Raw genomic sequence first — 22,535 nt, forward strand, 5'->3', positions numbered from 1 at the left:
CCCGATCGGGCCCGCTGCCTCCCCTGCGATCACAGCAGCGCGGCCAGGTCTCCGCGTTCGCCGATCACGACATCGTCGAGTTCGAGCCAGTCCGCCATCTCACGCAACAGCGTCCGCAGCGCCGCGGCGGTCTCCCCGTCACAGCGGCCGGGCTCGGCGAACGCGCCGGGCACCAGCAGCCATCCGTTCGCGCGTTCGGCGCGCAGATCGACTCGACCGACCAGCTCGCCGTCCTTCAGGAAGGGGAAGACGTAGTAGCCGTGCACCCGTTTGTGCTCGGGGGTGTAGATCTCGATGCGGTAGTGGAAATCGAAGATCCGCTCGGTGCGCGGCCGGAAGAAGACGAGCGGATCGAACGGGCACAGCAGCGCGGCGCCCTCGACGCGGCGCGGCGTCGCCGCCGCCGACCACAGGTACCCGGGCTTGCCCCATCCGTCGACCTCGACCTCTTCCAGTTCGCCCGCGTCCACCAGCGCCGCGATCGCGGGCTCGGTCTGGGCGCGATGCATTCGGTAGTAGTCGCGCAGGTCGGTCTCGGTGCCGATGCCGAGCGCGGTGGCCGCGCGGCGGACCAGCTCCAGCCCGGCATCCTCCTCGGAGACGTTGCGCGCCAACACTTCCGGCGGGATCACCCGCTCGGCGAGGTCGTAGTGCCGCGCGAAGCCGACGCGCTTGTCCACGGAGAGCTCGCCCGCGGCGAAGAGCTGTTCGCAGATCATCTTGGTGTCGCTGAGATTCCACCAGGACCCCTTCGGTCGCGGCTTGTCCAGCTCGAGATGCCGTTCCACCTCACCGGCGGTCGCCGCGCCGACGTCACGGATGACGTCCAGGATGTCCTTGCCCAGCGTCGGATTCCGTTCCAGCACCTTGCGCATCCCGGACCAGCGGCCGTGCCGGTACCGCTCCATCCGCCAGCGCATCAGCGGCCAGTCCTCCACCGGGATGAGCGCGGCCTCGTGCGCCCAGTACTCGACGAGCCGCCGCGGCCGCTTGGCGCTGTGACTCCAGGCGAACTCGTCGAGCAGCGCGCGATCGTAGGCGCCGATCCTGCTGAACACCGGGGCGTAGTGGGCGCGCACCACCGCCGACACCGAATCGAGTTGCAAGAGCTGGGTTCTGGCGAGCACCTCGGCCACCGTGCGCCGGGTGACGGTCGCAGGCCGTCGCCTGCCGAACCCCTGCGCGGCCAGGGCCGTCCGACGCGCGGCCGCCGCACTCATCTTCCGCATACCCGAACAATGCCACGGGGGTCCGACACGAATCGGACGGCAGGTTCCGCACACGGGGCCCATCCACAGATCGGGACGACCTTCGGCGACAGGCTGTGTCGAGCGTCACACATCGCCCGGTCACAGCGGGACCGAACGGTGTGTCGAAACGGGTGTCAGCAACAAAGGGAGTGGCCCACCGCGCCACACCCACGATCCCGAGGGAGCAGCATCGTGCCCACCGTCGACGTTCTCGATTCGTTCATCTCCTACATCGACACCGACACCGGCGCGGGTTCCGTGCCCGTGGTGTTCCTGCACGGCAACCCGACCTCGTCCTACCTGTGGCGCAACGTGATTCCGCACGTCAGCGACCAGGCCAGGGCACTGGCCCCCGATCTCATCGGCATGGGCGCGTCGGGCAAGCCCGACATCGACTACCGCTTCGTCGACCACGCGCGCTACCTGGATGCCTGGTTCGACGCGGTCGGCCTGGACGAAGTGGTCATCGTCGGCCACGACTGGGGCGGCGCGCTGGGCATGGACTGGGCCGCGCGCCACCCCGGGCGGGTGCGCGGCATCGCGTTGATCGAGACCTTCCTGCGCCCGCTGGAATGGGAGGAGCTGCCGCCGCTCGGCGCCGAGCTGTTCCGCAAGTTCCGCAGTGCCGAGGGAGAACGAATGGTGTTGGAGGAGAACATGTTCATCGAGTTCAACCTGCCGAAAGGCGTCGCGAATCTGTCGCAGCGCGACCACGACGTCTATCGCGCCCCCTACCCCACGCCCGCCGCGCGCAAGCCGCTGCTGGCGTGGCCGAGGGAGTTCCCGCTGGGCGGCGAACCGGCCGACGTTGTCGCCATCGTGCACAACTACGGCCGGTACCTGGCCGAGACGCCGGGAATCCCGACGCTGATCATGGCGCTGGAGAACGGCGTCGGCCTCGGCTCGTCCGAGGCGGTGCAATGGGCCGCAAGCACTTTCGCCGACGCCGAGCTGGTCTCGATCCCACCCGCCGGTCATCACGCACCGGAGGATCGGCCGGATGAGATCGGCACGGCGGTCGCGGAATGGCTGCGCAGGCGCGCACTGGTTTCGGATGTCGCGCGGGCCTGAATCCCGTCGTCGGTGGCGGCGTGCGGGACGACCGAGCCGGTCCGCCGGTCCGGCCCGTCCGCCGCGACGGCCCCTCCGCGCTTGCGGCACGGCGGCGCGCTGCCGAAGATGGCCCGATGAGCAGTGCAGACACCCCCGCGGTCGACCCAGGCCAGGACGCGGCGGCGGACGTCCGTCGCGCCGAGGCGGCGCTGGTCGCCCGCGCGGTGGACGGCGACCGGGACGCGATCGCCGAAATCGTTCGCATGCTGCAGGATCCGCTGTATCGGCTGGCCCTGCGGATGGTGGGGCGGCCCGCGGAGGCGGAGGACGCCACCCAGGAGATCCTGATCCGCGCGGTCACCCGTCTCGCCACCTTCCGCGGCGAGGCGAAGCTGCTCACCTGGGCCTACCGCATCGGCGTCAACTACTTGATCAACCTGCGCACGCGGTCGCCGCAGGAACAGCGCGAGCTCAGCCTGGAGGAGTTCGGCGCCGGCCTCACCGACGGCCTGGCCGCCGAGGACTACCAAGGGCCACGGGCCGCGCTGCTGTCGAGCGAGGTCCGGCTCAATTGCAGCCAGGGCATGCTGCAATGCCTGGCCCGCGAGGAACGCGTCGCGTTCGTGCTCGGCCAGGTCTTCGAACTCGGTTCCGCGGAGGCGGCGTGGATTCTCGACATCACACCGGCCGCCTACCGAAAACGACTGGAGCGAGCGAAGAAACGGCTCGGCGCGTTCCTCGGCTCAGCGTGCGGCGTGGCCGACCCGCGCGCCGCGTGCCGCTGCTCGCGGCGGGTCGAGAAGGCGGTCGCGCTCGGCCGCGTCGACCCGGCGGCGCCGCGATACGCCACCCATCCGGTGAGCCCCGGCGGCCGGACAGTGCTGGAAGCCGAGGAGCAGATGATCCGGCTGCACGACGTGGCGGCGGTGCTGCGTGGGCATCCGGACTACGCAGCACCGAGCGAACGGATGGACGCCATCGCGACGCTGTTGCGATCGGGGCAGTTTCCGCTGCTGGCCTGAACGGGAGCGCCGCAGTGGCGCACATCACACACCGGAGTTGTCGGACCGCGTCGAAAACCTGTGTCGAACCGGAGTGACAGGGCACAACACCGGAAAGGACGCCCCTATGGCAACCATCGATGTTCTCGACTCGTTCCTCCACTACCACGACACCGGATCGGGCGAGGTCCCCGTGGTGTTCCTGCACGGCAACCCGACGTCGTCCTACCTGTGGCGCAATGTGATTCCGCACGTCGAGGATCAGGCGCGGTGCCTGGCGCCGGATCTGATCGGCATGGGCGCGTCGGGCAAGCCGGACATCGCCTACCGGCTCGACGACCACGCCCGCTACCTCGACGGGTGGTTCGACGCACTCGCCCTCGATCGGGTCGTCCTCGTCGGCCACGACTGGGGCGGCGCCCTCGCGATGGATTACGCGGCTCGCCGCCAGGGCCGGGTCAGCGGCATCGCGCTGATCGAAACCTTCCTGCGCCCGATGCGCTGGGACGAACTGCCGCAGGGATCGGCCGAGATGTTCCGCACCTTCCGCTCGCCGGAAGGGGAAAAGGCCGTGCTGGAACAGAATCTGTTCATCGAATACAACCTGCCCAAGCTCATCGCCGGACTCACCGAGGCCGACCTCGACGCGTACCGCGCCCCCTACCCGACCCCGGAAACGCGCAAGCCGATGCTGGCGTGGGCCCGCGAATTCCCGCTCGACGGCGAGCCCGCCGACGTCGCCCGGCGGGTCGCTGAATACGGGCGGTGGATGGCGGAGAGTCCCGAGGTGCCCAAGCTGCTGATGCGTGTGGAGCCCGGGGTCGGCCTCGGCTCCCCGGAGGTGATCGACTGGGCGGCGCGGACTTTCGCCGCCGTCGAGGTCGAGTCCGTCGGGCCTGGCGCGCATCACAGCCCGGAAGACCAGCCCGACGCCATCGGGCGAGCCGTCGCGAACTGGCTGCGCAGGCACGCGCTGACCACACAGCCGACCGCGGTGTAGGACAGAGAGGAAGGCGACGATGTACTGTGCAGCGCTGTCGAATTCGACGTGCGCCGACGACGTTCAGCGAGGAACGCCGTGAGCGGCGGAACCGGAGCCGAGGCGGCCGATTCCACTGTGACGGGCCCGGATCCGGAAGAATTACGGCTCGTCGCGCGCGCCGTCGACGGTGACCAGGCGGCGCTGCGCGAGGTGATCGGCCGCCTGCAGGATCCGCTGTACCGGCTGGCGCTGCGCATGGTCGGCCGCCCACCCGATGCCGAGGACGCCGTGCAGGAGATCCTGCTGCGCGTCGTCACCCGGCTGTCCACCTGGCGCGGCGAGGCCAAACTGCTGACCTGGGCCTACCGCGTCGGCGTCAACTACCTGCTCAACCTGCGCAGGCGCTCGCCGCAGGAACAGGAACAGATCGGCCTGGACGATTTCCGTGCGGACCTCGCCGACGGTCTCGCCGCCGCCGACTACCAAGGCCCCGAGGCCGCCCTGCTGGCCGAGGAGGTGCGACTGAGCTGCACGCAGGGGATGCTGCAATGCCTCGGCCGCGAGGAACGCGTCGTCTTCGTGCTCGGCGAGATCTTCGAACTGAAGGCCGCCGAGGCCGCCTGGATCCTCGGCACCACCCCGGCGGCCTGCCAGAAGCGGCTCGAACGCGTCAAACAGCGCCTCGGGACGTTTCTGCGGTCGACCTGCGGGGTGGTCGAGCCGAAAGCGTTGTGCCGCTGCCCGCGCCGCGTCGGCAAGGCCCGCGCACTCGGCCGCGTCGACCTGGACAATCCCGCCTTCACCGCCCACCCGGTCAGCCCGGGCGGGCGCGGCGTCGCCGAAGCGGCCGCCCAGATCCACCGGCTGCGCGACGCCGCGGCCGTGCTGCGCGCGCACCCGGATTACGCGGCGCCGCAAGCGAAGATCGACGCCATCACCGGATTGCTCACCTCGGGCCGCTTCCCGTTGCTCGAATGACCGGAATCAAACGGTGACGACGACCTCGCCCGCCGCGTCGATCTCGGTGCGGCGGGCGCTGGCGGGGGCGCTGGCCAGCACCGTGGCGAGGACGCGGCGGCCCATCGGAAGCACGCGGACCGTGACCGAACCCGCGTTCGCCGCGTCCAATTCCCTGATCGCCGCATCGATCACCCGCTGACGCACCCAGCGCGGCACACCGGCGAAACCACCGTCGTCCAGCAGCACCACCTCGACACCGCGGGAGCGCGCGCCGCGTGCGGCGCTGCTGAGCTCGTCGGTGACCAGCTGGGGCGCGCGAAGACCGTCGCGCAGTTCGGCTTCCAGCAGTCGGCACTGTTCGCGCTCGGCCGCGGTGAGCTCGGCACCGTCGGCGATGCGCTCCAGGATCGGCCGCGCCACCTTGTCCAGCCGGGCCAGCTGTCGATCGCGTTCGCCGTTCTCCGCGGCCATCGTGGCTTCCGCCGCCGCGCGCATGGTCGCTTCCTCGCGCAGCAGGCGCAGCGAACGCTGGGTGGGCCGCATGATCGCGGCGCACACCGAGACACTGGCCACCGTCGCGATCGGCACCACGGTCCCGGCGAGCACTCCCCCGCGCAGCTCCGCCGTCGCGGTGACGGTCGCGACCACCGCGGCCACGCCCGCGACGCCGAGCCAAGCGGCTCCGAGCCTGCCGCGCAGCACCAGCACCGCGAGCACGTACGAGGAGGCGAACGCCGACCACACCGGCTTCGACCAGCCCTCTTCGATGTGCAAAGTGTTCAGCGCGGTCGCCACGGGCCCGGAGGCGGCCACGAAAACCGTTGCCGGCCATGGCAATGGATCCACCGGGACGACGAGCACAAGGATTCCGGCCACCGCGAGCAGGACGATCCCGGTGATGGCCGCGAACGGCGACGCGTCGGAGAAATTGCGGACCATGTACAGGACGATGGTCACCTCGAGGATGATCAGGAACAGCCAGGCCGACGCGTCGCGCAGGCCGAGCAGATCGCGGACCCCTAGGTCGGAATCGGCGTCAACCATCGCTGCCCCACACCAGCGTCACCGACGTGCCCTCGCCGGGCTGCGATTCGACGAACGCCGCGCCGCCAGACAGCCTGCGCATACGGCCCAGGATGCTGACCGAGATGCCGAGCCGGTCCACCGGCACCTTGGCCGGGTCGAAGCCCGCGCCGTCGTCGCGGAAGACCACCCGGATCCCGCCCGCGCTGACGGTGACGGTGACCGCCCGCTGCACCGCGCGCCCCGGCACGGTCGCGTGCCGCAGGCTGTTGCGCACCGCCTCGGCCAGCGCCGCGGCGATGGTCCCCGCCGCGTCCACCGGCAGCCGCAGGTCGTCCACCCCGGACCAGCGGCGCGCGCCGAACACGATGCCCTGGTTGACCTCGTACACCGCCGCGCGCAGGAATCCGACGGCCGCTTGGGCGTTGAGCCGGTCGGGTTCGGTTCCCCCGCCGCGTAATTCGTCGAGCTGGGCGAGCGTTCGTTCGGCCTGTTTGCGCAGCACCGGGGAATCGGTGCCGGTGCGTGCGGCGTCGAGCAAGGTGGACAGCACCGCGTCGTGGATCAGCGCCGCGAAACGCGCGCGCTCCCGGTCGCGGGCGGCCGCGCCCGCCGCGGCGGCGGCACGGCTGCTCGCGATCGCCGATTCCCGGTCGACGCGGGCGGCGGCCGCTCTCGCGTAGACGGCGCACCACAGGAACAGCGCGCACAGCCCGACGGAACGCGCGAAATCGCTGAGCAGCGACCAGGTCGTGCCGTGCGGCACCACATTCATATTGGCGACGGCCGCCACCGCACCGCCGAAGACCAAGTAACACACCGCGATCGGCCGCCGCCACGCCAGCGCCGCGGCGAGCACGCCCAGCGCGAACACGCGATACAGCCACACCGAGGTGGCATCGGTCGCGGGCTGGCGGTAGGCGAACGGGATCAGCGCCATCGCGACGAGGTAGCTGATCGCCGCGGTGCCCGCGACGGCCTGGATGACCCGTCTGCTCATGCCGACCGACACGATGGCCAGCACCGGCGACCACCCGAAGGCCAGCGCGAACGCCAGTACCGTCCAGCCGAGCGGCGCGAACCGGCTCTGATCGGCGATCTCCGGGAGCTCGACCACCGCGGCGATCATCCCGGCGATGGCGAAGGTCGACCCGAGCCTGCGCAGGATCCGGTCCGAGGCAGGCTCGTCGGCGTTGTTGCCCACCGCTCCCAGCAAGCGACGCCACCGGCTCGCCGACGTCGAGCCGGGTCCGGGATCGAGTGCGGCCGACGCGGTGTCCAGCGTGCCGGCCGGGATCATCCGCGCGGATGCCGCTCGGGAACCGGTAGCCATCCGTCCTCCACGGCGCGTTTGTAGAGGTCGGTCTTGGTCGGGGCGGGACGGCCCGCGTCGGCGTACTTCTGGCGGATGCGGCCGAGATAGTCGTTGACGGTCTGCTCGGAGAGGCCGGTCAAACGCGCCACGCGGGAGGCTTTCTCGCCCGAGGCGTACAGGGTGAGCACTTCCTCCTGGCGGGGACTGAGGCCAACGTCGGACAGTTGCGGGTCGCCATCGATGGCGGCGGCCCAGTCGGTGGTGACCACCTGCTCACCCGAGGCGGCGCGGCGCACGGCCGCCACCACGGTCGGGACGTCCTCGGATTTGCGGACCACGCCGAGCACGCCCGCGCGGGCCGCGGAACGCACCAGGAACGCGTTGTCGGCTCCGGTGAACACCAGCACCTCGATGCCGCGTTCACGCAGCGCGCGCACGTTGTCCTCGGGCGCGGAGCCGTCGGCCAGCCGCAGATCGAGCACCACCAGATCCAGCCCGGGCGAGGGCCCGGCCGCCGCGAGCAGTTCCGGCACCGTTCCCGCCGTGTACACCAGATCGAGGTCCGGTTCCGGCGCGAGCATCGCGGCGAGCCCGATCGCGACCGATTCGTGGTCCTCGACGAGCCCGATCCGTCGCGCTGTCCTCGCACCGCCGCCGTCGGCCCACGTCACCTCGACACTCCCATCCCGAGCAGCTCGTCCACAATCCCCCCGCTTCAACGTCACGTCGCAGTATGACGGTCGCGAGGACGAGGCGGTCAGACACCAAAAATCGGGGCCGATCCACGACTCGGCCGTGCGGCGACCGTGGCGCCCAGCTCCCGGGATCGTTCCAGGTCCGCTCGACGGGCGTGCCGAAACGATAACCGCCGCGACCACATTCACCCAGCCGAGACCTGTGATCACGCGGTCGATGCCGGGTTCGGCGCCCCTGACACCGCCTTCACCGGGCGTCAGTCAGCCAGTCCCGCGGCGACGGTCGCGCCCAGCTCCCAGCACTTCTCCAGGTCGTCCTTCGACGGCGGACCGGATACGATCGCGGGCGCGACCACCTTCACCCAGCCCAGGCCGGTGGTGATCCGGTCGACCCCGCGCTCGGCGCCCTCGGTTCCCTCGTTGCCGTGCAGGTAGAGGCCGTAGGGGCGGCCCTTGGTGGAATCCAGGCACGGGTAATAGAACGTGTCGAACGCGTGCTTGAGCGCGCCCGACATGTAGCCGAGGTTGGCCGGGCTGCCGAGCAGGTATCCGTCGGCGGCGAGCACGTCGCTCGCGGTGACGCCGAGCGCCGCTCGGCGCACCACCTCGACGCCCTCGATCTCCGGGTCGGTCGCGCCGGACACCACCGCCTCGAACATCGCTTGCATGTGCGGCGACGGGGTGTGATGGATGATCAACAGTCGGGCCACTGTTCGCTACCCTTCGCGCTGCTCGCGTTCCAGCTTCTCCAGCGCCACCGCGCGCCGCATGGTTTCGCGCGCCCGGGTGCGGTCACCCGCGTAGTCGTAGGCGCGGGCCAGGCGGTAGGAGACCCGCCAGTTGTCCGGGTCGGCCTCCCATTCCCGCTTCACCTGTTCGAACAGCTCGTCGGCCGCGGCGCGTTCGATGCGGCCGGACGGTCGCCGCGCCAGCGTCGAGGTGTCCAGTTCCAGGCCCTCCTCGTGGATGCGGCGGGCCAGGTGCTGGTGGGCCAGCGCCGCGCGCACCGTCGCGGCCACCACCCACACGCCGATGATCGGCAGCAGCAGCACGCCGATACCCATCGCGATGCCAGCGGGTTTGCCGGAGTCGATCAGGGCGAACGAGATTCGGCCGAGCAGCAGGAAATAGAAACCGAGCGCGAGCACCAGTGCGGCGATCAGCCCCACGACGCGCGCGATCTCACCGCGGCCCGCGCCGGCCTCGGCGTTCACGGACGCGCCTTCGACGCGGCCGTCGGGTGTGCGGCGCGCGGCTCGACGCTCCTTCGGACGATGCGCCGGCTCATAGATCCAAGAACGGATCGAGTCCGACGGTCAGTCCCGGTCGGCCCGCGATCCCCCGGACGCCGAGCAGCACGCCCGGCGCGAACGAGGAGCGGTCGATCGAGTCGTGCCGGATGGTCAGGGTCTCGCCCTGGGTACCGAACAGCACCTCCTGGTGCGCGACGAGCCCGGCGAGCCGCACCGAGTGCACCCGCACGTCGTCGACGTCGGCGCCGCGCGCGCCCTCCAGTTCGGTGGTGGTCGCGTCGGGGCTGCGGCCGACGCCGGCGCGCGCCCTGGCCTCGGCGATCAGGCCGGCCGTGCGGTACGCGGTGCCCGAGGGCGCGTCGGCCTTGTTCGGGTGGTGCAGTTCGATGACCTCGACGGATTCGAAGAACCGCGCGGCCTGCTCGGCGAAGCGCATGGACAGCACCGCGCCGATGGCGAAGTTGGGGGCGATCAGCACGCCCGTCTCGGGCCGGTCGGCCAGCCAGCCGCGCACCTCGTTCAACCGCGCCTCATCGAAGCCCGTGGTGCCGACGACGGCGTGAATACCGCGCTCCACCAAGAACTTCAGATTGCCCATCACCACGTCGGGGTGGGTGAAGTCGACCACGACCTCGGCCCCGTTCTCGGTGAACGTCTCCAGCGCGTCGCCCTTGTCGACCTGCGCGACCAACTCCAGGTCGTCCGCCGCTTGCACCGCCGCGCAGATCGCCTGTCCGACCTTCCCGCCTGCTCCGAGCACTCCGACCCGAATGGTCACCGCACCTCCTCGTTCCGCTGGTGTTGGGGCAAGCCTATCGAGCGGTGCGCGGACCGGACTTCCCCGGGCGTCTCCCCGTCTTGCGATGCATCGATCGATGCGCATAGCTCGATAGCGCTATGTCCACGGACAGACGACCACCGTGGTCAATTCGAGCCCAGCTCCCCAGCTCGACCCGCGCCAGCGAGATTTTCGATCATCTGCGCCAAGACCCGCATCGTGGTCGCGAACTGGTCGGGCTCGACGCCCGACGCCATCGTGCGGCGGCGTTCCGCGATGCGGACGAAGGTCTCGTCGTGGACGGTCCGGCCCGCGGCGGTCAGTGCGATAGCGCCCGCGTCACCGTCGACCAGGCCGGCCGACGACAGGTCGCGAATCTCGATCTCCCACTCCCCCTCGGTCTTCCAGAACGGCGCCAAGGCGTCGCGCAGCTCGTCCGCCGAGCGCGGCCCCTCCGAGAGCGTGTGCAGCAGCTGCCAGTGCCGTCGGCTCAGCCCGCCCGCGGCGAGATCGTCGTCGAATCGCGCCTCGATCAGCCGGTCGAGTTCCTGGAGCAGGTATCCGATTCTGCGCTCGGCCATCATCCCTCCAAGTGCATGTAGTATGACATTTATATGTAGTTTGACATGGAAATGGGCGCGATGGAAGAGCAGAGTGCGTACACCGAGGCGGTCGCGGCGGCCATGGTCCGCATCCGGCGCAGGCAGACCCGCGGCACACTGGCGGGCGAGAGTCAGGTTCCCGCAGCGGTTTTCCGGGCCCTCGATGCGGTGTCGAGCATCGATGACGCCACCGTGGGAGCGCTGGCCCCGGCATTGGGCGTCGACCAGCCGCGCGCGAGCCGCCTTGTCGCCCAAGCCGTCTCGGAGGGATGGCTGGAACGAGTCGCCGACCAGCGCGACGGACGCAAGGCGGTGCTTCGTCCGACCGAGCTCGGCCGCCGGGTCCTAGCCGCGGCCCACCGCAGGCGCGCGGCGGCGACCGCGGCGGCGATGGCGGGCTGGACGGAGCGAGAGCGCGCCGAATTCGCCCGGCTTCTCGGTCGTTTCGTGGACGCGATGGACGCGGCCGACGCTCCGCAGCCGGAGTCTCGAGCACCTCGATCAACGCCGTAGCGCTGCGCTCGCGATACGACCGCGCGGCGCGGCAGCGCTACCCCACGATCGCCGGATCAGTCGAAAACGATCACCTGACGCAGCGCGTGCCCGGCCGCGAGCTCGTCCATGGCGCGGTTGATGTCGTCGAGTCCGATGTGCGCCGATACCAGCCGCTCCACCGGGAGCCGGCCCGCACGCCACATCCGCACATACTCGGGAATGTCGCGCGAGGGCACCGCCGAACCCAGGTAGCTGCCCACGATGGAGCGTCCCTGCGCCACCAGGCCCAGCGGCGAAATGCTCGCGCGAGCGTCGGGGGCGGGCAGGCCGACCGTGACCGTGGTGCCGCCCGCCGCGGTCGCCGCGACGGCGGTCTCGAAGGCGCGCACGTTGCCTGCCGCCTCGACGACCACTTCCGCCTGCACACCCTGTTCGGCCAGCTCGGCCGGGGTGTAGGTCGCCGTCGCGCCGAGATCCTTCGCCAGCGCGAGCTTTTCGGGAACTGTGTCGACGGCGATCACCTCCGGCGCGCCCAGCGAGACGGCCACCAGCACCGCCGCCATGCCGACGCCGCCGAGGCCGACCACCATGATCCGGTCGGCGGGCCCCGGCCGCGCCGAATTCAGTAGCGCGCCACCGCCGGTGAGCACCGCGCAACCCAGCACCGCGGCGACCTCCGGAGGCACGTCGTCGTCGACCGGGACGACCGAACGCCGATCCACCACCGCGTGCGTCGCGAACGCCGAGACGCCCAGGTGGTGGTGCACCTCCGCGTCGTCGCGATGCAACCGTCGCCCACCGTTGAGCAGTTCTCCCGCGTTATTGGCCGCGCTGCCGGGCACGCACGGCGTGCGACCCTCGCTCGCGCAACCCGCGCACTCGCCACAGCGGGGCAGGAACGTCATCACCACGCGCTGCCCGACGGCGATATCGCTGTCGCCCGCGCCGACCGCGACGACGCGGCCCGCGGCCTCGTGTCCGAGCAGCATCGGCACCGGCCGCACCCGGTTGCCGTCCACGACCGAGAGGTCGGAGTGGCACAGGCCCGCGGCCTCGATCCGCACCAGCAGTTCGCCAGGCCCTGGTTCGCCGAGGTCCAGTTCACAGACGGTGATCGGCGCCGACTCGGCGAACGGTACCGGCGCCGCGATCCGCTCCAGGACCGCCCCACGAATCTTCATGGTTGCGACGCTACCGGGCGCCGCGCCGAGCGGAGCCGACACCGCTGAAACTCGGGCGACCCGACGCCCTCCCCGAGAAACCGGGGGTTGGCGTTACCACGGTTCGGCCACTATCGTCGGTCGGCGTGACGGTGCTCCTGTAGGCCGCCTTGTACCGAGCCCAGGGTCGGGACCGTCACGATTCGAGGAGAATATCCTGTCCATTCAGTTCAATCACACCATCGTCGGCTGCCGCGACAACCGAGTTTCCGCGGAATTCTGGGCCGACATCCTCGGCCTCCGAGTGGGCCAGGAATGGGGTCCGTTCATCGAGCTTCGGATGAGCAATGGCGTCAATTTCGACTTCGCCGTCGTACCCGCCGGCATCTCGGAGATCCAACCCCAGCACTACGCCTTTCTCGTCTCCGAGGCCGAGTTCGACGCGGCCTACGCCAAAATCCAGCGCTACGGGCTGGAGCACTGGGCCGACCCGCGCCAGCAGGCGCCCGGCGAGATCAACCACAACGACGGCGGGCGCGGCGTGTACTTCCTGGACCCGAACGGCCACTTCATGGAGTTGATCACCGTTCCGTACGGGGGTTGGCGGGAGTAACCCCACTGCCCGCCGGAAGCCGGTGCAGGGCCGGGTGAAGGCGTACGAGTGACGCGACAAGCGGGCGGCATCCGTTTCGGGTGCCGCCCGCCGCGTTGCGTGCTCGACGCGACGGGCAACCTTCGGCAGAGGCGCGGCGCCGGTGCGGCCACAGCCCAACCGGTCGACGCCGGCGCCGGCCGAGCAAGACGTCGCCCGCGGAAGGCGCGCAGCATCCGTTCGAGCGTCCCGCCGAGCTAGGTACTCGGCGCGGGCGCGGCTTCCGGGACAGGCGGCCACGGGCTCGGCTGGACCGAAGCGGGTTTGCGGGTGGGGTCGTCGTCCCAGTCGAAACACACGCCGACCCAGGCCTTCGGGCGGTCGAAATACGTTTCCGCCGCGGTGAATCGGGTGGCGACGAAGGAGATCTCGCCGAAGAAATCGCCCTCGCGGAAGTCGGCGGTGCGCCCGGCTATGGTGCTGCGGGCGAAGCTCACCGCGCCGTGGAATTCGGCTCCGGAGAAGTCGATTTCGCGGGTGAGGCGGCGGCGAAGGCGCTGGGCGGCGCCGAGTTCGGCTTCCTCGAACGTGACGGCCGTGGCGTAGAGCTGCGCCGCGGTGAACGCGACGCGGTGACCGGAGAAGACGGCCCGCTCGAAGCTGACCGGTTCGCCGCCCAGGGTTGCTCGCTCGAAGGAGGTCCGCTCGGCCTGGAATTCCGCCGCCCGCCAAGTGGTTCGCGCACCGAGGAATCGCGCGCCGATGAATCCCGTGTTGGCGCCCGTGAAGGTCGCTCTCTCGAAGCTGGTCCACGGACTGTCGAAGGTTGTGCCGTCGAAGGTTGTTCGCGCGGTGCGGAATTCGGCGTTAGCGAAGGTCACGATCGGCGCGGCGAAGGTGGCGTCGCGGAAAGTCACGTGGCTGCCGGTGAACCGGGCACGGTTGAAGTCGATCGAACGGTCGCCGACGAACCTGGCTCTGGCGAAAGTGGTCCAGCGCCCGCGGAATTCGGTCGCCTCGAAGTCCGCGTTTTCCAGCACGGCGCCGGTGAAATCGAAATCACAACGCGACCAAGAGGCTTCGCCGTACGGACGCAGATGTTCGGCGATCACGCGCACGATGGTGGCGCGCACCTCGCGATCGTTGTGACGTATCCGATACACCCGCTCGACCTCGCGGCCCGATTCCTGCGCGGTCTCGGCGCGCGAGATCAGATGGTTGCCTCCGTCATCGGGTTCGTAGGGCAGTCGCAGGTATCCGCACAGCACGTCGATGCACTGCTGACGCCGCACGGGAGCCGAGAACTCGTCCGCCACACCGGCCATCGCGTAGACACCGGCCAGCCGTACGGCCGGATCCTCGTCGCCCAGCTGCCGCGCCGCCGCACCGAACAGCTCCGCGAACCGGCCACGCTCCAAGTCGCGCTGCCGCCGGTATGCCACGACCAGCGCCACCGCACCGCCGACGCCCGCCGACACGGACAACGCGATCTTGGTGAGCTCCACCTGATTCGGCGTCTCCGCCTTCGCGCCGAGCCCCCACCACAACAACCACCAGGCCAGCCCCGCGACGGCGAGCCCACCGATCACCGCACCGAAGACCGCCAGCAACAACGCCGCGCGGTGCATGCGGCGTCCCAACCTCCCCCACCATCGCATGAGCTGCATGGTAACCCGATCACCGCGCCCCCACTACCGGGCCGACTCCGTCCGCGCTTCCCACGCCTCGCGGCGTTCGCGGTTCGTCGCGAAACGCGCGAACCGCGCGGGGCATGATTGGTGAATGACCGGAGACGAGAAAGACATCGTGAGTGTGGTCGAATCGCTGCACGCCGACCTCGCCGCATGGCTGGGATCGGCCGCACCGCCCGAGGTCTTCGAGCGGTTCGCCGAAGCGCAACACGAGCGGTTCTCGATGGTGGCCATGTGCGGTGCGGTGCTCGGCCGCGACGAGCTGCTGACCGGGTTGCGGGAAGCGCGAAACACCGAGCCGGGCTTGCGGATCGAGGTGGCCGAGATCACGGAGCTGGCCCGCGAGGGCGACCTCGTGGTGGTGCGTTTCCTGGAACGCCATCTGTCCGATGACGGCCCGTCTTCGCGCTGGGTGTCGGCCGTCTTGTGCGCGGTGGAGGATTCCGGTTCCGGGTATCGCTGGTTGTCCGTGCACGAGACCGCTGTGGACGAGTGATTCGATACCCTCGTCCGCCGCGGCGGCGCTAGTCCGAAACTCCCACTGCCTCAACCGTCTCCGTCCGGCTGCCCCGGATTCCCAAGCCGGCCGCCACCAGGCAAGCCACCGCGACGACCCCGACGAACCACGGGAACACCGTGTCCAATCCCCAGGTCGTAGCAGCCCAGCCCGCGAGGATCGTCGGCAGCGCCATCGCCGAGTACGCGAGCAGGTAGTACGCCGACATCGTCTCGCCTCGCTTGTGGTGCGGAACGACATTCGACAGGTGGCGCAGCGATCCGCCGAAGCCGAGGCCGAAGGTGGCGCCGAGCGCGACGCCGGCGCCGAGCACCGCGACCCAGTTGTGGGTGGCGAGGGCGGGCACCGTGAGCAGCAGGGCCAGCGCCATGCCGGTGTCGCCGAGGACGGCGGCCCTGCGCGCCGGGATGCCGGTCGCGAACAGCTGGGCGGTGGCGCCGGACAGGGCGGTCGAGGCGACGACAGCGCCGCCGAAGACGAGGTTGTGGATGCCGGTCTGCTGTGCGGCCAGCGACGGGTACAGCGAGAGCAGCACGCCGAGCACCGACCAGGCGGCCATCACGCCGACCGCCGAGAACCAGAAGTCCGCCCGGATCTCCTGCGGCACAGCTGGTTTGGCGATGCGAATCCGTCCCGCCTGCCGGGCGCTGTGCGGTTCGCGCAGCGCGAGCACGCCCGCGGCGATCGCCAAGCAGACCACCGTGATGACGACGTAGGGCGTGCGCAGGGGGTGCGGCGCGTACTGCGCGAGCAGCGCCGAGCCCAGAATCGCCACGGCCATACCGACATTGAAGGCGACGCCGCTGAGTTGTCCGGAGCGCGCGCCGCGGTGCGGCCGCAGGTCGAGCAGCGCGGCGGCGCCCGCCACCACGGTGGAGCCGACGGCCATGCCGTGCAACGCCCTGGCCAGCAACAGCATCGGGACGGAGTCGGCCAGCACGAAAACCACCAACCCCGCGATCATGGTGGCGAATGCGCCGAGCAGCACCGGCTTTCGACCGACGACATCCGAGATGCGACCGGACACCAGAACCGCGCCGAGTGCGGCGACGGCGTATACCGCGAAAACGATGGTGGTGGTGAGCGGCGAAAGGTGCCACTGCGTTTCATAGATGCCGTACAACGGCGCGGGCACGCCCGACACGCCGAGCGCGACGCCGCTGGCGACCAGCACCAGCGCGTAGGCCCAGCGTTGCGTGGTCTGTTCGTCGGCGGCCACTGCCATTGTCGCTGCCATCGATAACCCCGATCAGGTAAGTTTGATATTGATCGAACTCCATCGACCTTACAATCGGTTCGATGATCATCAAACCCCCGAGTGAGGTAGATCATGACCGACGCCAGCGAAGCCGCTCCACCCATCGCACCGCTGCCCGCCGTGCTGGGCGCCCTGCATGATCCGGTGCGCCTGGAGATGGTGCGCCGCCTGCGCAACGCGGGAGCGGCCGTGCGCTGTGGCGCGCTCTACGACGCGATCAACAAGTCCACCGCCACCCACCACTTCAAGATCCTGCGCGAGGCGGGCGTCATCGAACGCCTCGTCATCGATGGACAGACGTGTCAGCGGCTACGCACCGACGACCTCGAAGCCGCGCTTCCCGGACTCCTCGACGTGGTCGTCGACGCCGCCAACCGGGCGCACGCCGACGCGACGGCCGAGTCGCGTCGCTGACGGGCCCGATCGTCCCGCCGAACCAGTACCGGCGCGGCGGCCGACCGGCACCGCTGACGGCTCAGTCACCCCGCCGAGCAGTAACGGCGCGACGGCCAAGGCTTCCCGCGGACCTACCGCGCCGGACGGTCCGGTCAATCCGGCCCGGTGAACGTCTCGACCGCCATCCACGCGAAGCTCCACTTCGTGCCTAGAACGGCGAGCACGAGCAGCACCAGCAGGGTGGTGCAGTAGACCACTGGCCGCCGCCAGTACCTCGGCCCCACCGCGAAGACGAGCACCAGCTCCAGCAGCAACGTCACCACCACGATGCCGAGCAGCGCGGCGAGCACCGGAAAGGCCTCCGGCGCCCGCGACCAGGACCGCAGCGCGCCGAGCACGCCGAGCGCCACCATTCCGAAGCACAGCACCGCGATGACGCTCAGCAGCGCGTATTCCTCACCGGCGTCGCGGTCGGTCTCATCGCCGAAGCGGCGCAGCCACGCCGCGAACAGCATCAGGTGCGCCAGGCTCGCGCCGAACATCCCGGCGATCAGCAGCGCGTAGCCGGCGCCGACCAGCGCGGTGCGCAAGACCACCGCGCCGAGGTCCGCGATCAGGCTCGCGAAGACCAGCCCGCACAACCCCAGCAGCGCTTCGGGACGACGCAGCAGCCGCTTGCGCAGATAGCGCGGCGGCAGCTGTCCGCGCAGCGAGCGGAACACTCGAATCCACGCACCGAGCACGACGCAGAAAAGCACCGGCGTCGCGACCCGCAGCACACCGGGACCGGCCCACATCGAGAGCGCGACCACAGCGACCGCGAAGAACCACACCCAGACGGCCAGCCGCAGTAGTGCCCGCCACATGATCTCGGCGAGCAGCCGCCGCGCGGGCGCGTGGTTGGGGCTGGCACCGAGTAGCCCGCGCAGCGTCGCGACCGCCTTGTCGCGGGTGGAGAAATCCTCGAACTCCAGCCGGGCGCGCAATTCCAGCAACTCGACGTGCAGCGGATCCTCCGCGAGCCCACGCTGCACGTGGCGCCACGCCTCGTCGGAATCGGCCAGCTTTCGATAGCTTTCGGCGGCATGGGCGAGGACGTCCGCGTCCTGCGGCGCGCACGCGCACGCGCTCGCCAAGGCCATGCGAGCCTCGGCGCGCGACTCGTCCGTCTTCGGCCCGCCTACGATGACCTGGGCGAGGGTCAGTAGCGCGCTGACGTCGTGTGGTGCGATCTCGACCGCGGCACGTGCGTACTGCAACGCCTCATCTTGCTCGCCTTCGATGTGCTGGACCAAAGCGGCCGTCAGGTAGGCGTCGACCCGCTTCGGATCAGCGGCGATCGCCGCCCGCGCGTGGCTCAGCGCCGCGACATGATCGTCCAGCACGAACTCGATATCGGCCACTTCGGCGAGCAGCAACGGATCCTCCGGCGCGGTCGCCAGCGCTTCACCGAGAATGCGCCGCGCCTCCGGCAGCCGATCCAGATCCCGCGCGGCGCGCGCCCGCGTCACCGACTCCCACACCGTGCGCATCGACTCCCCCTCCACAGCATTCGTCGACCGCACGTTACCCGTTCGATTCCGGTGGACGCACGCCGCCGGTCGCCGCGTCGCGGAAATCGCGGCAACCAACTGGCCCACGCCCCAACACATTCCGAGGGCAGGCGCCGAAATCGGCATTATCGCCGGAGACGAACCTCGTTCCGCCCCGCTGCCCGACCCGACTCAGTTGCCGACGAGGCGGCGCACCGCGGCGGGTAGGTCGCGGGAGCGGCGGTACGGTCCGGCGACCGAGGCGGCGAAGGGCCGGGCCAGCAGGGTGCGGGCGATGGCGGTGACCTCGTCGGTGGTGACGGCGTCGATCCGTGCCAGTGTCTCCGAGACGCTGCGGTGGTTGCCGTAGCTGAGTTCGCTGCGACCGATCCGGTTCATCCGGGAGGCCGAATCCTCCAGTCCCAGTACCAGTCCGCCGCGCAGCGAGCCCTTCGCGCGCGCGCATTCGGCGTCGGTGATGCCGTGCTCGGCGACCTCATCCAGCACGCCGCGCGCCAAAGAGGCCACCTTGCCCAGGTTTTCGGGCTGGCAGCCGATGTACACCGAGAACGCGCCGGTGTCGGCGAAGGTGTCCACGCTGGAGTACACCGAGTACGCCAGCCCGCGCTCCTCCCGGATACGTTGGAACAGACGGGAACTGAGCCCGCCGCCGACGACGGTGTTGAGCACCGACAGCGGCCACCGGCGATCGCCTTCGTGTCGGCCGAACGCGCGGACACCGAAGGCGAGGTGGGCCTGTTCGCTGTCGCGGTAGTTCCACTGCAATTCCGGGACGCCGTGCGGACGGAACCGGCCCTCCCGGCGCGGCGCCGGTTCGGCCTGCGGATCGAGGCGGCTTTCGAACGCGCGGTGCACCAATTCCACCGTGTGGTCGTGCTCCACGTTGCCGGCGACCGCGACGACCATCCGGTCCGGCCGGTACCTGCGCACGTGAAAACTCCGCAGCTGACCGGCCTGCATGGCCTCGATGGACTCCACGGAACCGATCACCGGTCGTCCGATCGGATGATCGCCGAAGAGCGCCGTGAGGAACGCGTCGCCGACCAGATCCTCCGGATCGTCGTCGCGCATCGCGATCTCCTCTAGCACCACCTGACGCTCGACGTCCACGTCCACCGCGCGGCACAGGCCGTTGAGCACGACGTCGGAGACGAGTTCCACCGCCAGCGGCAGATCCTCGTCGAGGACGTGCGCGTAGTAGCAGGTCTGCTCCTTGGCGGTGAAAGCGTTCAGCTCACCGCCGACGGCGTCCATGGCCTGCGCGATGTCCAGCGCGCTCCGGGAGGGAGTCGCCTTGAACAGCAGGTGTTCCAGGAAGTGCGCGGCGCCCGCCACCGTGCGCCCTTCGTCGCGCGAGCCGACGCCTACCCAGACGCCGATCGAGGCCGATCGAACGCCGGGCACGTGCTCGGTGACCACCCGCAGCCCCCCGGGTAGCACGGTGCGCCGCACCCCGGTATCCGCCATCCGTGCCTCGTCCACCCGCCGCTGTAGTGACGAACCCCCCTGCCCGGTCGGGAGCAGGGGGGTTACCGTCTTCTTCTTCGTCACAAGGACAAGTACTACTCGGTTCCGGCGTCGGCGGCATCCGAGTCGCCGGTTTCCTCGGCGCCCTCGTCGACCGGGATCAGCGAGATCTTGCCGCGGTTGTCGATGTCGGCGATCTCGACGCGCAGCTTGTCGCCGACGTTCACCACGTCCTCGACCTTGGCGACGCGCTTGCCGTTGCCCAGCTTGGAGATGTGCACCAGACCGTCGCGACCCGGCAGCAACGAGACGAAAGCGCCGAAGGCAGTGGTCTTGACGACCGTGCCGAGGAAGCGCTCGCCGACCTTCGGCAGCTGCGGGTTGGCGATGGCGTTGATCGCGTCGATCGCGGCCTGCGCCGAGGGGCCGTCGGTCGCGCCGACGAACACGGTGCCGTCGTCCTCGATGGAGATGTTGGCGCCGGTGTCCTCGGTGATCTGGTTGATGACCTTGCCCTTGGGGCCGATCACCTCGCCGATCTTGTCGACCGGGATCTTGATCGCGGTGACGCGCGGCGCGTACGGGCTCATCTCGTCCGGGGTGGTGATGGCCTCGGCCATCACGTCCAGGATGGTGGTGCGGGCGTCGTGCGCCTGGCTCAGCGCACCGGCCAGCACCTGCGAGGGGATGCCGTCCAGCTTGGTGTCCAGCTGCAGCGCGGTGACGAACTCGCGGGTGCCCGCGACCTTGAAGTCCATGTCGCCGAAGGCATCCTCGGCGCCGAGGATGTCGGTCAGCGCGACGTAGCGGACCTCGTCCTCGCCCTTGTCGTTCTTGACGGTGTCGGAGACCAGACCCATCGCGATGCCCGCGACCGGAGCCTTCAGCGGCACACCGGCGTTCAGCAGCGCCAGGGTGGAGGCGCACACGGAGCCCATCGAGGTGGAACCGTTGGAGCCCAACGCCTCCGAGACCTGACGGATGGCGTAGGGGAACTCCTCCTGGCTGGGCAGCACCGGGATCAGCGCCCGCTCGGCCAGCGCGCCGTGGCCGATCTCGCGGCGCTTCGGCGAACCGACGCGACCGGTCTCGCCGGTGGAGAACGGCGGGAAGTTGTAGTGGTGCATGTAGCGCTTGGAGGTCTCGGGGCCGAGCGAGTCGACCTGCTGCGCCATCTTCACCATGTCCAGCGTGGTGACGCCGAGGATCTGGGTCTCGCCACGCTCGAACAGCGCCGAACCGTGCGCCCGCGGCACCACGGCGACCTCGGCGGACAGCGCGCGGATGTCGGCGAGGCCGCGGCCGTCGATGCGGAAGCCGTCGGTCAGGATGCGCTGCCGCACCAGCTTCTTGGTGACCGAGCGGAAGGCGGCGCCAAGCTCCTTCTCGCGGCCCGCGAAGTCGTCGCCGAGACGCGAGAGCACGTCGAGCTTGATCTCGTCGATCTTCGCCTCGCGCTCCTGCTTGTCGGCGATGCTCAGCGCTTCGTTCAGCTCGCGCTTGGCGGTGCCCTCCACGGCCTCGAACACGTCCGCCTCGTAGGGCGGGAACAGCGGGAACTCGCCGGTCGGCTTGGCGGCCAGCTCGGCGAGGTCGGCCTGCGCGCGGCACAGGCGGGCGATGAACGGCTTGGCGGCCTCCAGGCCCTCGGCGACCACGGCCTCGGTCGGCGCCTGCGCGCCGCCGTCGATCAGCTCGATGACCTTGTCGGTGGCCTCGGCCTCGACCATCATGATCGCGACGTCACCGGACTCGACGACGCGACCGGCGACCACCATGTCGAACACGGCGCCCTCGAGCTGCTCCACGGTCGGGAAGGCGACCCACTGGCCCTCGATCAGGGCGACGCGCACGCCGCCGACCGGGCCGGAGAACGGCAGGCCCGCGATCTGGGTGGACGCGGATGCGGCGTTGATCGCCACCACGTCGTAGAGGTCCTTCGGGTCCAGGCTCAGCACCGTGACCACGACCTGGATCTCGTTGCGCAGGCCGTCGACGAAGGACGGACGCAGCGGACGGTCGATCAGGCGGCAGGTCAGGATGGCGTCGGTGGACGGACGGCCCTCGCGGCGGAAGAACGAGCCGGGGATGCGGCCCGCGGCGTACATACGCTCTTCGACGTCGACCGTCAGCGGGAAGAAGTCGAACTGATCCTTCGGCGCCTTGCTCGCGGTGGTCGCCGACAGCAGCATGGTCTCGTCGTCCAGGTAGGCGACGACCGAACCGGCGGCCTGGCGAGCCAGCCGACCGGTTTCGAAACGTACGGTGCGGGTGCCGAAGGAGCCGTTGTCGATCAGTGCGACGGACTCGAACACACCCGGCTCGACCTCTACGGCCGAAGACTTGCGTTCAGTTGTTTCGGACATTCTCTTCTCTCAACCTCTCGTCTCGCCGGCTCGAGCGCACAGTGGGCGCGATCCGGCTGTCGTCAGCCGTACCCGGATACGGACGCGCGGCAACCCTCCTGGCTGCGACGCGCACACCCGGCCGAAAT

Annotated in this window: 22 protein-coding genes; 8 read left to right on the forward strand and 14 right to left on the reverse strand. The window is 70.1% G+C overall.

Translation table 11 applies throughout. The annotated features are described in order from the left end of the window. Positions 1–29: 29 nt before the first annotated feature. Positions 30–1,229, reverse strand: coding sequence for a winged helix-turn-helix domain-containing protein (locus NX1_RS22275; protein ID WP_068062852.1), 1,200 nt, complete (start codon positions 1,227–1,229; stop codon positions 30–32). Between the two features lie 213 nt (positions 1,230–1,442). Between NX1_RS22275 and NX1_RS22280 the strand changes: the two genes are divergently transcribed. The 4 genes from NX1_RS22280 to NX1_RS22295 all read left to right on the forward strand — a co-directional run bounded on the left by NX1_RS22280 (position 1,443) and on the right by NX1_RS22295 (position 5,264). Continuing rightward, positions 1,443–2,321: a haloalkane dehalogenase gene (locus NX1_RS22280; protein ID WP_068062855.1), complete on the forward strand. Its 879-nt coding sequence runs from the start codon at positions 1,443–1,445 to the stop codon at positions 2,319–2,321. 116 nt (positions 2,322–2,437) lie between these two features. Then, on the forward strand, positions 2,438–3,325 hold the full coding sequence (locus NX1_RS22285) for an RNA polymerase sigma factor (protein ID WP_068062962.1): 888 nt from the start codon (positions 2,438–2,440) through the stop codon (positions 3,323–3,325). A gap of 106 nt (positions 3,326–3,431) precedes the next feature. After that, complete coding sequence (locus NX1_RS22290) at positions 3,432–4,304, forward strand: haloalkane dehalogenase (RefSeq protein WP_068062858.1); 873 nt, start codon at positions 3,432–3,434, stop codon at positions 4,302–4,304. Between the two features lie 78 nt (positions 4,305–4,382). Beyond that, on the forward strand, positions 4,383–5,264 hold the full coding sequence (locus tag NX1_RS22295; protein WP_245668626.1) for an RNA polymerase sigma factor: 882 nt from the start codon (positions 4,383–4,385) through the stop codon (positions 5,262–5,264). A gap of 6 nt (positions 5,265–5,270) precedes the next feature. Here NX1_RS22295 and NX1_RS22300 read toward each other — a convergent pair whose 3' ends face one another. The 7 genes from NX1_RS22300 to NX1_RS22330 form a co-directional block, all read right to left on the reverse strand. Further along, positions 5,271–6,290, reverse strand: coding sequence for a DUF8320 family protein (locus NX1_RS22300; RefSeq protein ID WP_068062861.1), 1,020 nt, complete (start codon positions 6,288–6,290; stop codon positions 5,271–5,273). Further along, a complete protein-coding gene (locus NX1_RS22305) occupies positions 6,283–7,602 on the reverse strand; it encodes a sensor histidine kinase (protein ID WP_245668627.1) in 1,320 nt (439 codons plus the stop codon). The genes NX1_RS22300 and NX1_RS22305 overlap by 8 nt, the downstream gene beginning before the upstream one ends. Further along, positions 7,566–8,255, reverse strand: a complete 690-nt coding sequence (locus tag NX1_RS22310) for a DNA-binding response regulator (RefSeq protein ID WP_068062867.1) — start codon at positions 8,253–8,255, stop codon at positions 7,566–7,568. Before NX1_RS22310 ends, NX1_RS22305 begins: the two co-directional genes overlap by 37 nt. A gap of 281 nt (positions 8,256–8,536) precedes the next feature. After that, positions 8,537–8,989, reverse strand: a complete 453-nt coding sequence (locus tag NX1_RS22315; RefSeq protein WP_068062877.1) for a flavodoxin family protein — start codon at positions 8,987–8,989, stop codon at positions 8,537–8,539. A gap of 6 nt (positions 8,990–8,995) precedes the next feature. Continuing rightward, positions 8,996–9,493, reverse strand: a complete 498-nt coding sequence (locus NX1_RS22320) for a hypothetical protein (RefSeq protein ID WP_068062880.1) — start codon at positions 9,491–9,493, stop codon at positions 8,996–8,998. 70 nt (positions 9,494–9,563) lie between these two features. After that, complete coding sequence (dapB, locus tag NX1_RS22325; protein WP_068062881.1) at positions 9,564–10,310, reverse strand: 4-hydroxy-tetrahydrodipicolinate reductase; 747 nt, start codon at positions 10,308–10,310, stop codon at positions 9,564–9,566. A gap of 146 nt (positions 10,311–10,456) precedes the next feature. After that, positions 10,457–10,891 carry a winged helix DNA-binding protein gene (locus NX1_RS22330; RefSeq protein ID WP_068062965.1) on the reverse strand — a complete coding sequence of 145 codons (435 nt, stop codon included), beginning with the start codon at positions 10,889–10,891 and terminating at the stop codon, positions 10,457–10,459. 60 nt (positions 10,892–10,951) lie between these two features. Here NX1_RS22330 and NX1_RS22335 point away from each other — a divergent pair, with 60 nt between their 5' ends. Continuing rightward, positions 10,952–11,425 (forward strand): MarR family winged helix-turn-helix transcriptional regulator, encoded by a 474-nt coding sequence (locus NX1_RS22335; protein ID WP_068062966.1) that lies wholly within the window; start codon positions 10,952–10,954, stop codon positions 11,423–11,425. Positions 11,426–11,481: 56 nt separating this feature from the next. Here the strand turns inward: NX1_RS22335 and NX1_RS22340 are convergent, their stop codons facing one another. Further along, positions 11,482–12,588, reverse strand: a complete 1,107-nt coding sequence (locus NX1_RS22340) for an alcohol dehydrogenase catalytic domain-containing protein (protein ID WP_068062884.1) — start codon at positions 12,586–12,588, stop codon at positions 11,482–11,484. 196 nt (positions 12,589–12,784) lie between these two features. Between NX1_RS22340 and NX1_RS22345 the strand changes: the two genes are divergently transcribed. After that, positions 12,785–13,180, forward strand: a complete 396-nt coding sequence (locus tag NX1_RS22345) for a VOC family protein (RefSeq protein ID WP_068062967.1) — start codon at positions 12,785–12,787, stop codon at positions 13,178–13,180. Between the two features lie 236 nt (positions 13,181–13,416). Here NX1_RS22345 and NX1_RS22350 read toward each other — a convergent pair whose 3' ends face one another. Continuing rightward, the gene (locus NX1_RS22350) at positions 13,417–14,817 is read right to left on the reverse strand and encodes a pentapeptide repeat-containing protein (protein ID WP_245668628.1); all 1,401 of its coding nucleotides are present in this window, start codon (positions 14,815–14,817) and stop codon (positions 13,417–13,419) included. A gap of 124 nt (positions 14,818–14,941) precedes the next feature. Between NX1_RS22350 and NX1_RS22355 the strand changes: the two genes are divergently transcribed. Then, positions 14,942–15,346 (forward strand): hypothetical protein, encoded by a 405-nt coding sequence (locus NX1_RS22355; RefSeq protein WP_068062889.1) that lies wholly within the window; start codon positions 14,942–14,944, stop codon positions 15,344–15,346. Positions 15,347–15,374: 28 nt separating this feature from the next. Here the strand turns inward: NX1_RS22355 and NX1_RS22360 are convergent, their stop codons facing one another. Further along, a complete protein-coding gene (locus NX1_RS22360; RefSeq protein WP_084501665.1) occupies positions 15,375–16,604 on the reverse strand; it encodes an MFS transporter in 1,230 nt (409 codons plus the stop codon). Between the two features lie 93 nt (positions 16,605–16,697). Here NX1_RS22360 and NX1_RS22365 point away from each other — a divergent pair, with 93 nt between their 5' ends. Then, positions 16,698–17,039, forward strand: coding sequence for an ArsR/SmtB family transcription factor (locus tag NX1_RS22365; protein WP_068062893.1), 342 nt, complete (start codon positions 16,698–16,700; stop codon positions 17,037–17,039). A 134-nt stretch (positions 17,040–17,173) separates the two neighbouring features. Here the strand turns inward: NX1_RS22365 and NX1_RS22370 are convergent, their stop codons facing one another. The 3 genes from NX1_RS22370 to NX1_RS22380 form a co-directional block, all read right to left on the reverse strand. After that, the gene (locus NX1_RS22370; protein ID WP_157119945.1) at positions 17,174–18,553 is read right to left on the reverse strand and encodes a tetratricopeptide repeat protein; all 1,380 of its coding nucleotides are present in this window, start codon (positions 18,551–18,553) and stop codon (positions 17,174–17,176) included. 192 nt (positions 18,554–18,745) lie between these two features. Further along, on the reverse strand, positions 18,746–20,041 hold the full coding sequence (locus NX1_RS22375) for a M16 family metallopeptidase (RefSeq protein ID WP_068062895.1): 1,296 nt from the start codon (positions 20,039–20,041) through the stop codon (positions 18,746–18,748). A 95-nt stretch (positions 20,042–20,136) separates the two neighbouring features. Beyond that, positions 20,137–22,407: a polyribonucleotide nucleotidyltransferase gene (locus tag NX1_RS22380; protein ID WP_068062899.1), complete on the reverse strand. Its 2,271-nt coding sequence runs from the start codon at positions 22,405–22,407 to the stop codon at positions 20,137–20,139. Positions 22,408–22,535: the final 128 nt, after the last annotated feature.

It is taken from the genome of Nocardia xishanensis NBRC 101358, from assembly GCF_001613365.1.
In the GTDB taxonomy this organism is placed as follows: domain Bacteria; phylum Actinomycetota; class Actinomycetes; order Mycobacteriales; family Mycobacteriaceae; genus Nocardia; species Nocardia xishanensis.

Coding starts and splice junctions, on each gene's coding strand:
- NX1_RS22275 (WP_068062852.1), bottom strand. CDS start 1,229: ATGCGGAAGATGAGTGCGGCGGCCGCGCGTCGGACGGCCCTGGCCGCG.
- NX1_RS22285 (WP_068062962.1), top strand. CDS start 2,438: ATGAGCAGTGCAGACACCCCCGCGGTCGACCCAGGCCAGGACGCGGCG.
- NX1_RS22290 (WP_068062858.1), top strand. CDS start 3,432: ATGGCAACCATCGATGTTCTCGACTCGTTCCTCCACTACCACGACACC.
- NX1_RS22300 (WP_068062861.1), bottom strand. CDS start 6,290: ATGGTTGACGCCGATTCCGACCTAGGGGTCCGCGATCTGCTCGGCCTG.
- NX1_RS22305 (WP_245668627.1), bottom strand. CDS start 7,602: ATGGCTACCGGTTCCCGAGCGGCATCCGCGCGGATGATCCCGGCCGGC.
- NX1_RS22330 (WP_068062965.1), bottom strand. CDS start 10,891: ATGGCCGAGCGCAGAATCGGATACCTGCTCCAGGAACTCGACCGGCTG.
- NX1_RS22335 (WP_068062966.1), top strand. CDS start 10,952: ATGGAAGAGCAGAGTGCGTACACCGAGGCGGTCGCGGCGGCCATGGTC.
- NX1_RS22340 (WP_068062884.1), bottom strand. CDS start 12,588: ATGAAGATTCGTGGGGCGGTCCTGGAGCGGATCGCGGCGCCGGTACCG.
- NX1_RS22350 (WP_245668628.1), bottom strand. CDS start 14,817: ATGCGATGGTGGGGGAGGTTGGGACGCCGCATGCACCGCGCGGCGTTG.
- NX1_RS22355 (WP_068062889.1), top strand. CDS start 14,942: ATGACCGGAGACGAGAAAGACATCGTGAGTGTGGTCGAATCGCTGCAC.
- NX1_RS22360 (WP_084501665.1), bottom strand. CDS start 16,604: ATGGCAGCGACAATGGCAGTGGCCGCCGACGAACAGACCACGCAACGC.
- NX1_RS22365 (WP_068062893.1), top strand. CDS start 16,698: ATGACCGACGCCAGCGAAGCCGCTCCACCCATCGCACCGCTGCCCGCC.
- NX1_RS22370 (WP_157119945.1), bottom strand. CDS start 18,553: ATGCGCACGGTGTGGGAGTCGGTGACGCGGGCGCGCGCCGCGCGGGAT.
- NX1_RS22375 (WP_068062895.1), bottom strand. CDS start 20,041: ATGGCGGATACCGGGGTGCGGCGCACCGTGCTACCCGGGGGGCTGCGG.
- NX1_RS22380 (WP_068062899.1), bottom strand. CDS start 22,407: ATGTCCGAAACAACTGAACGCAAGTCTTCGGCCGTAGAGGTCGAGCCG.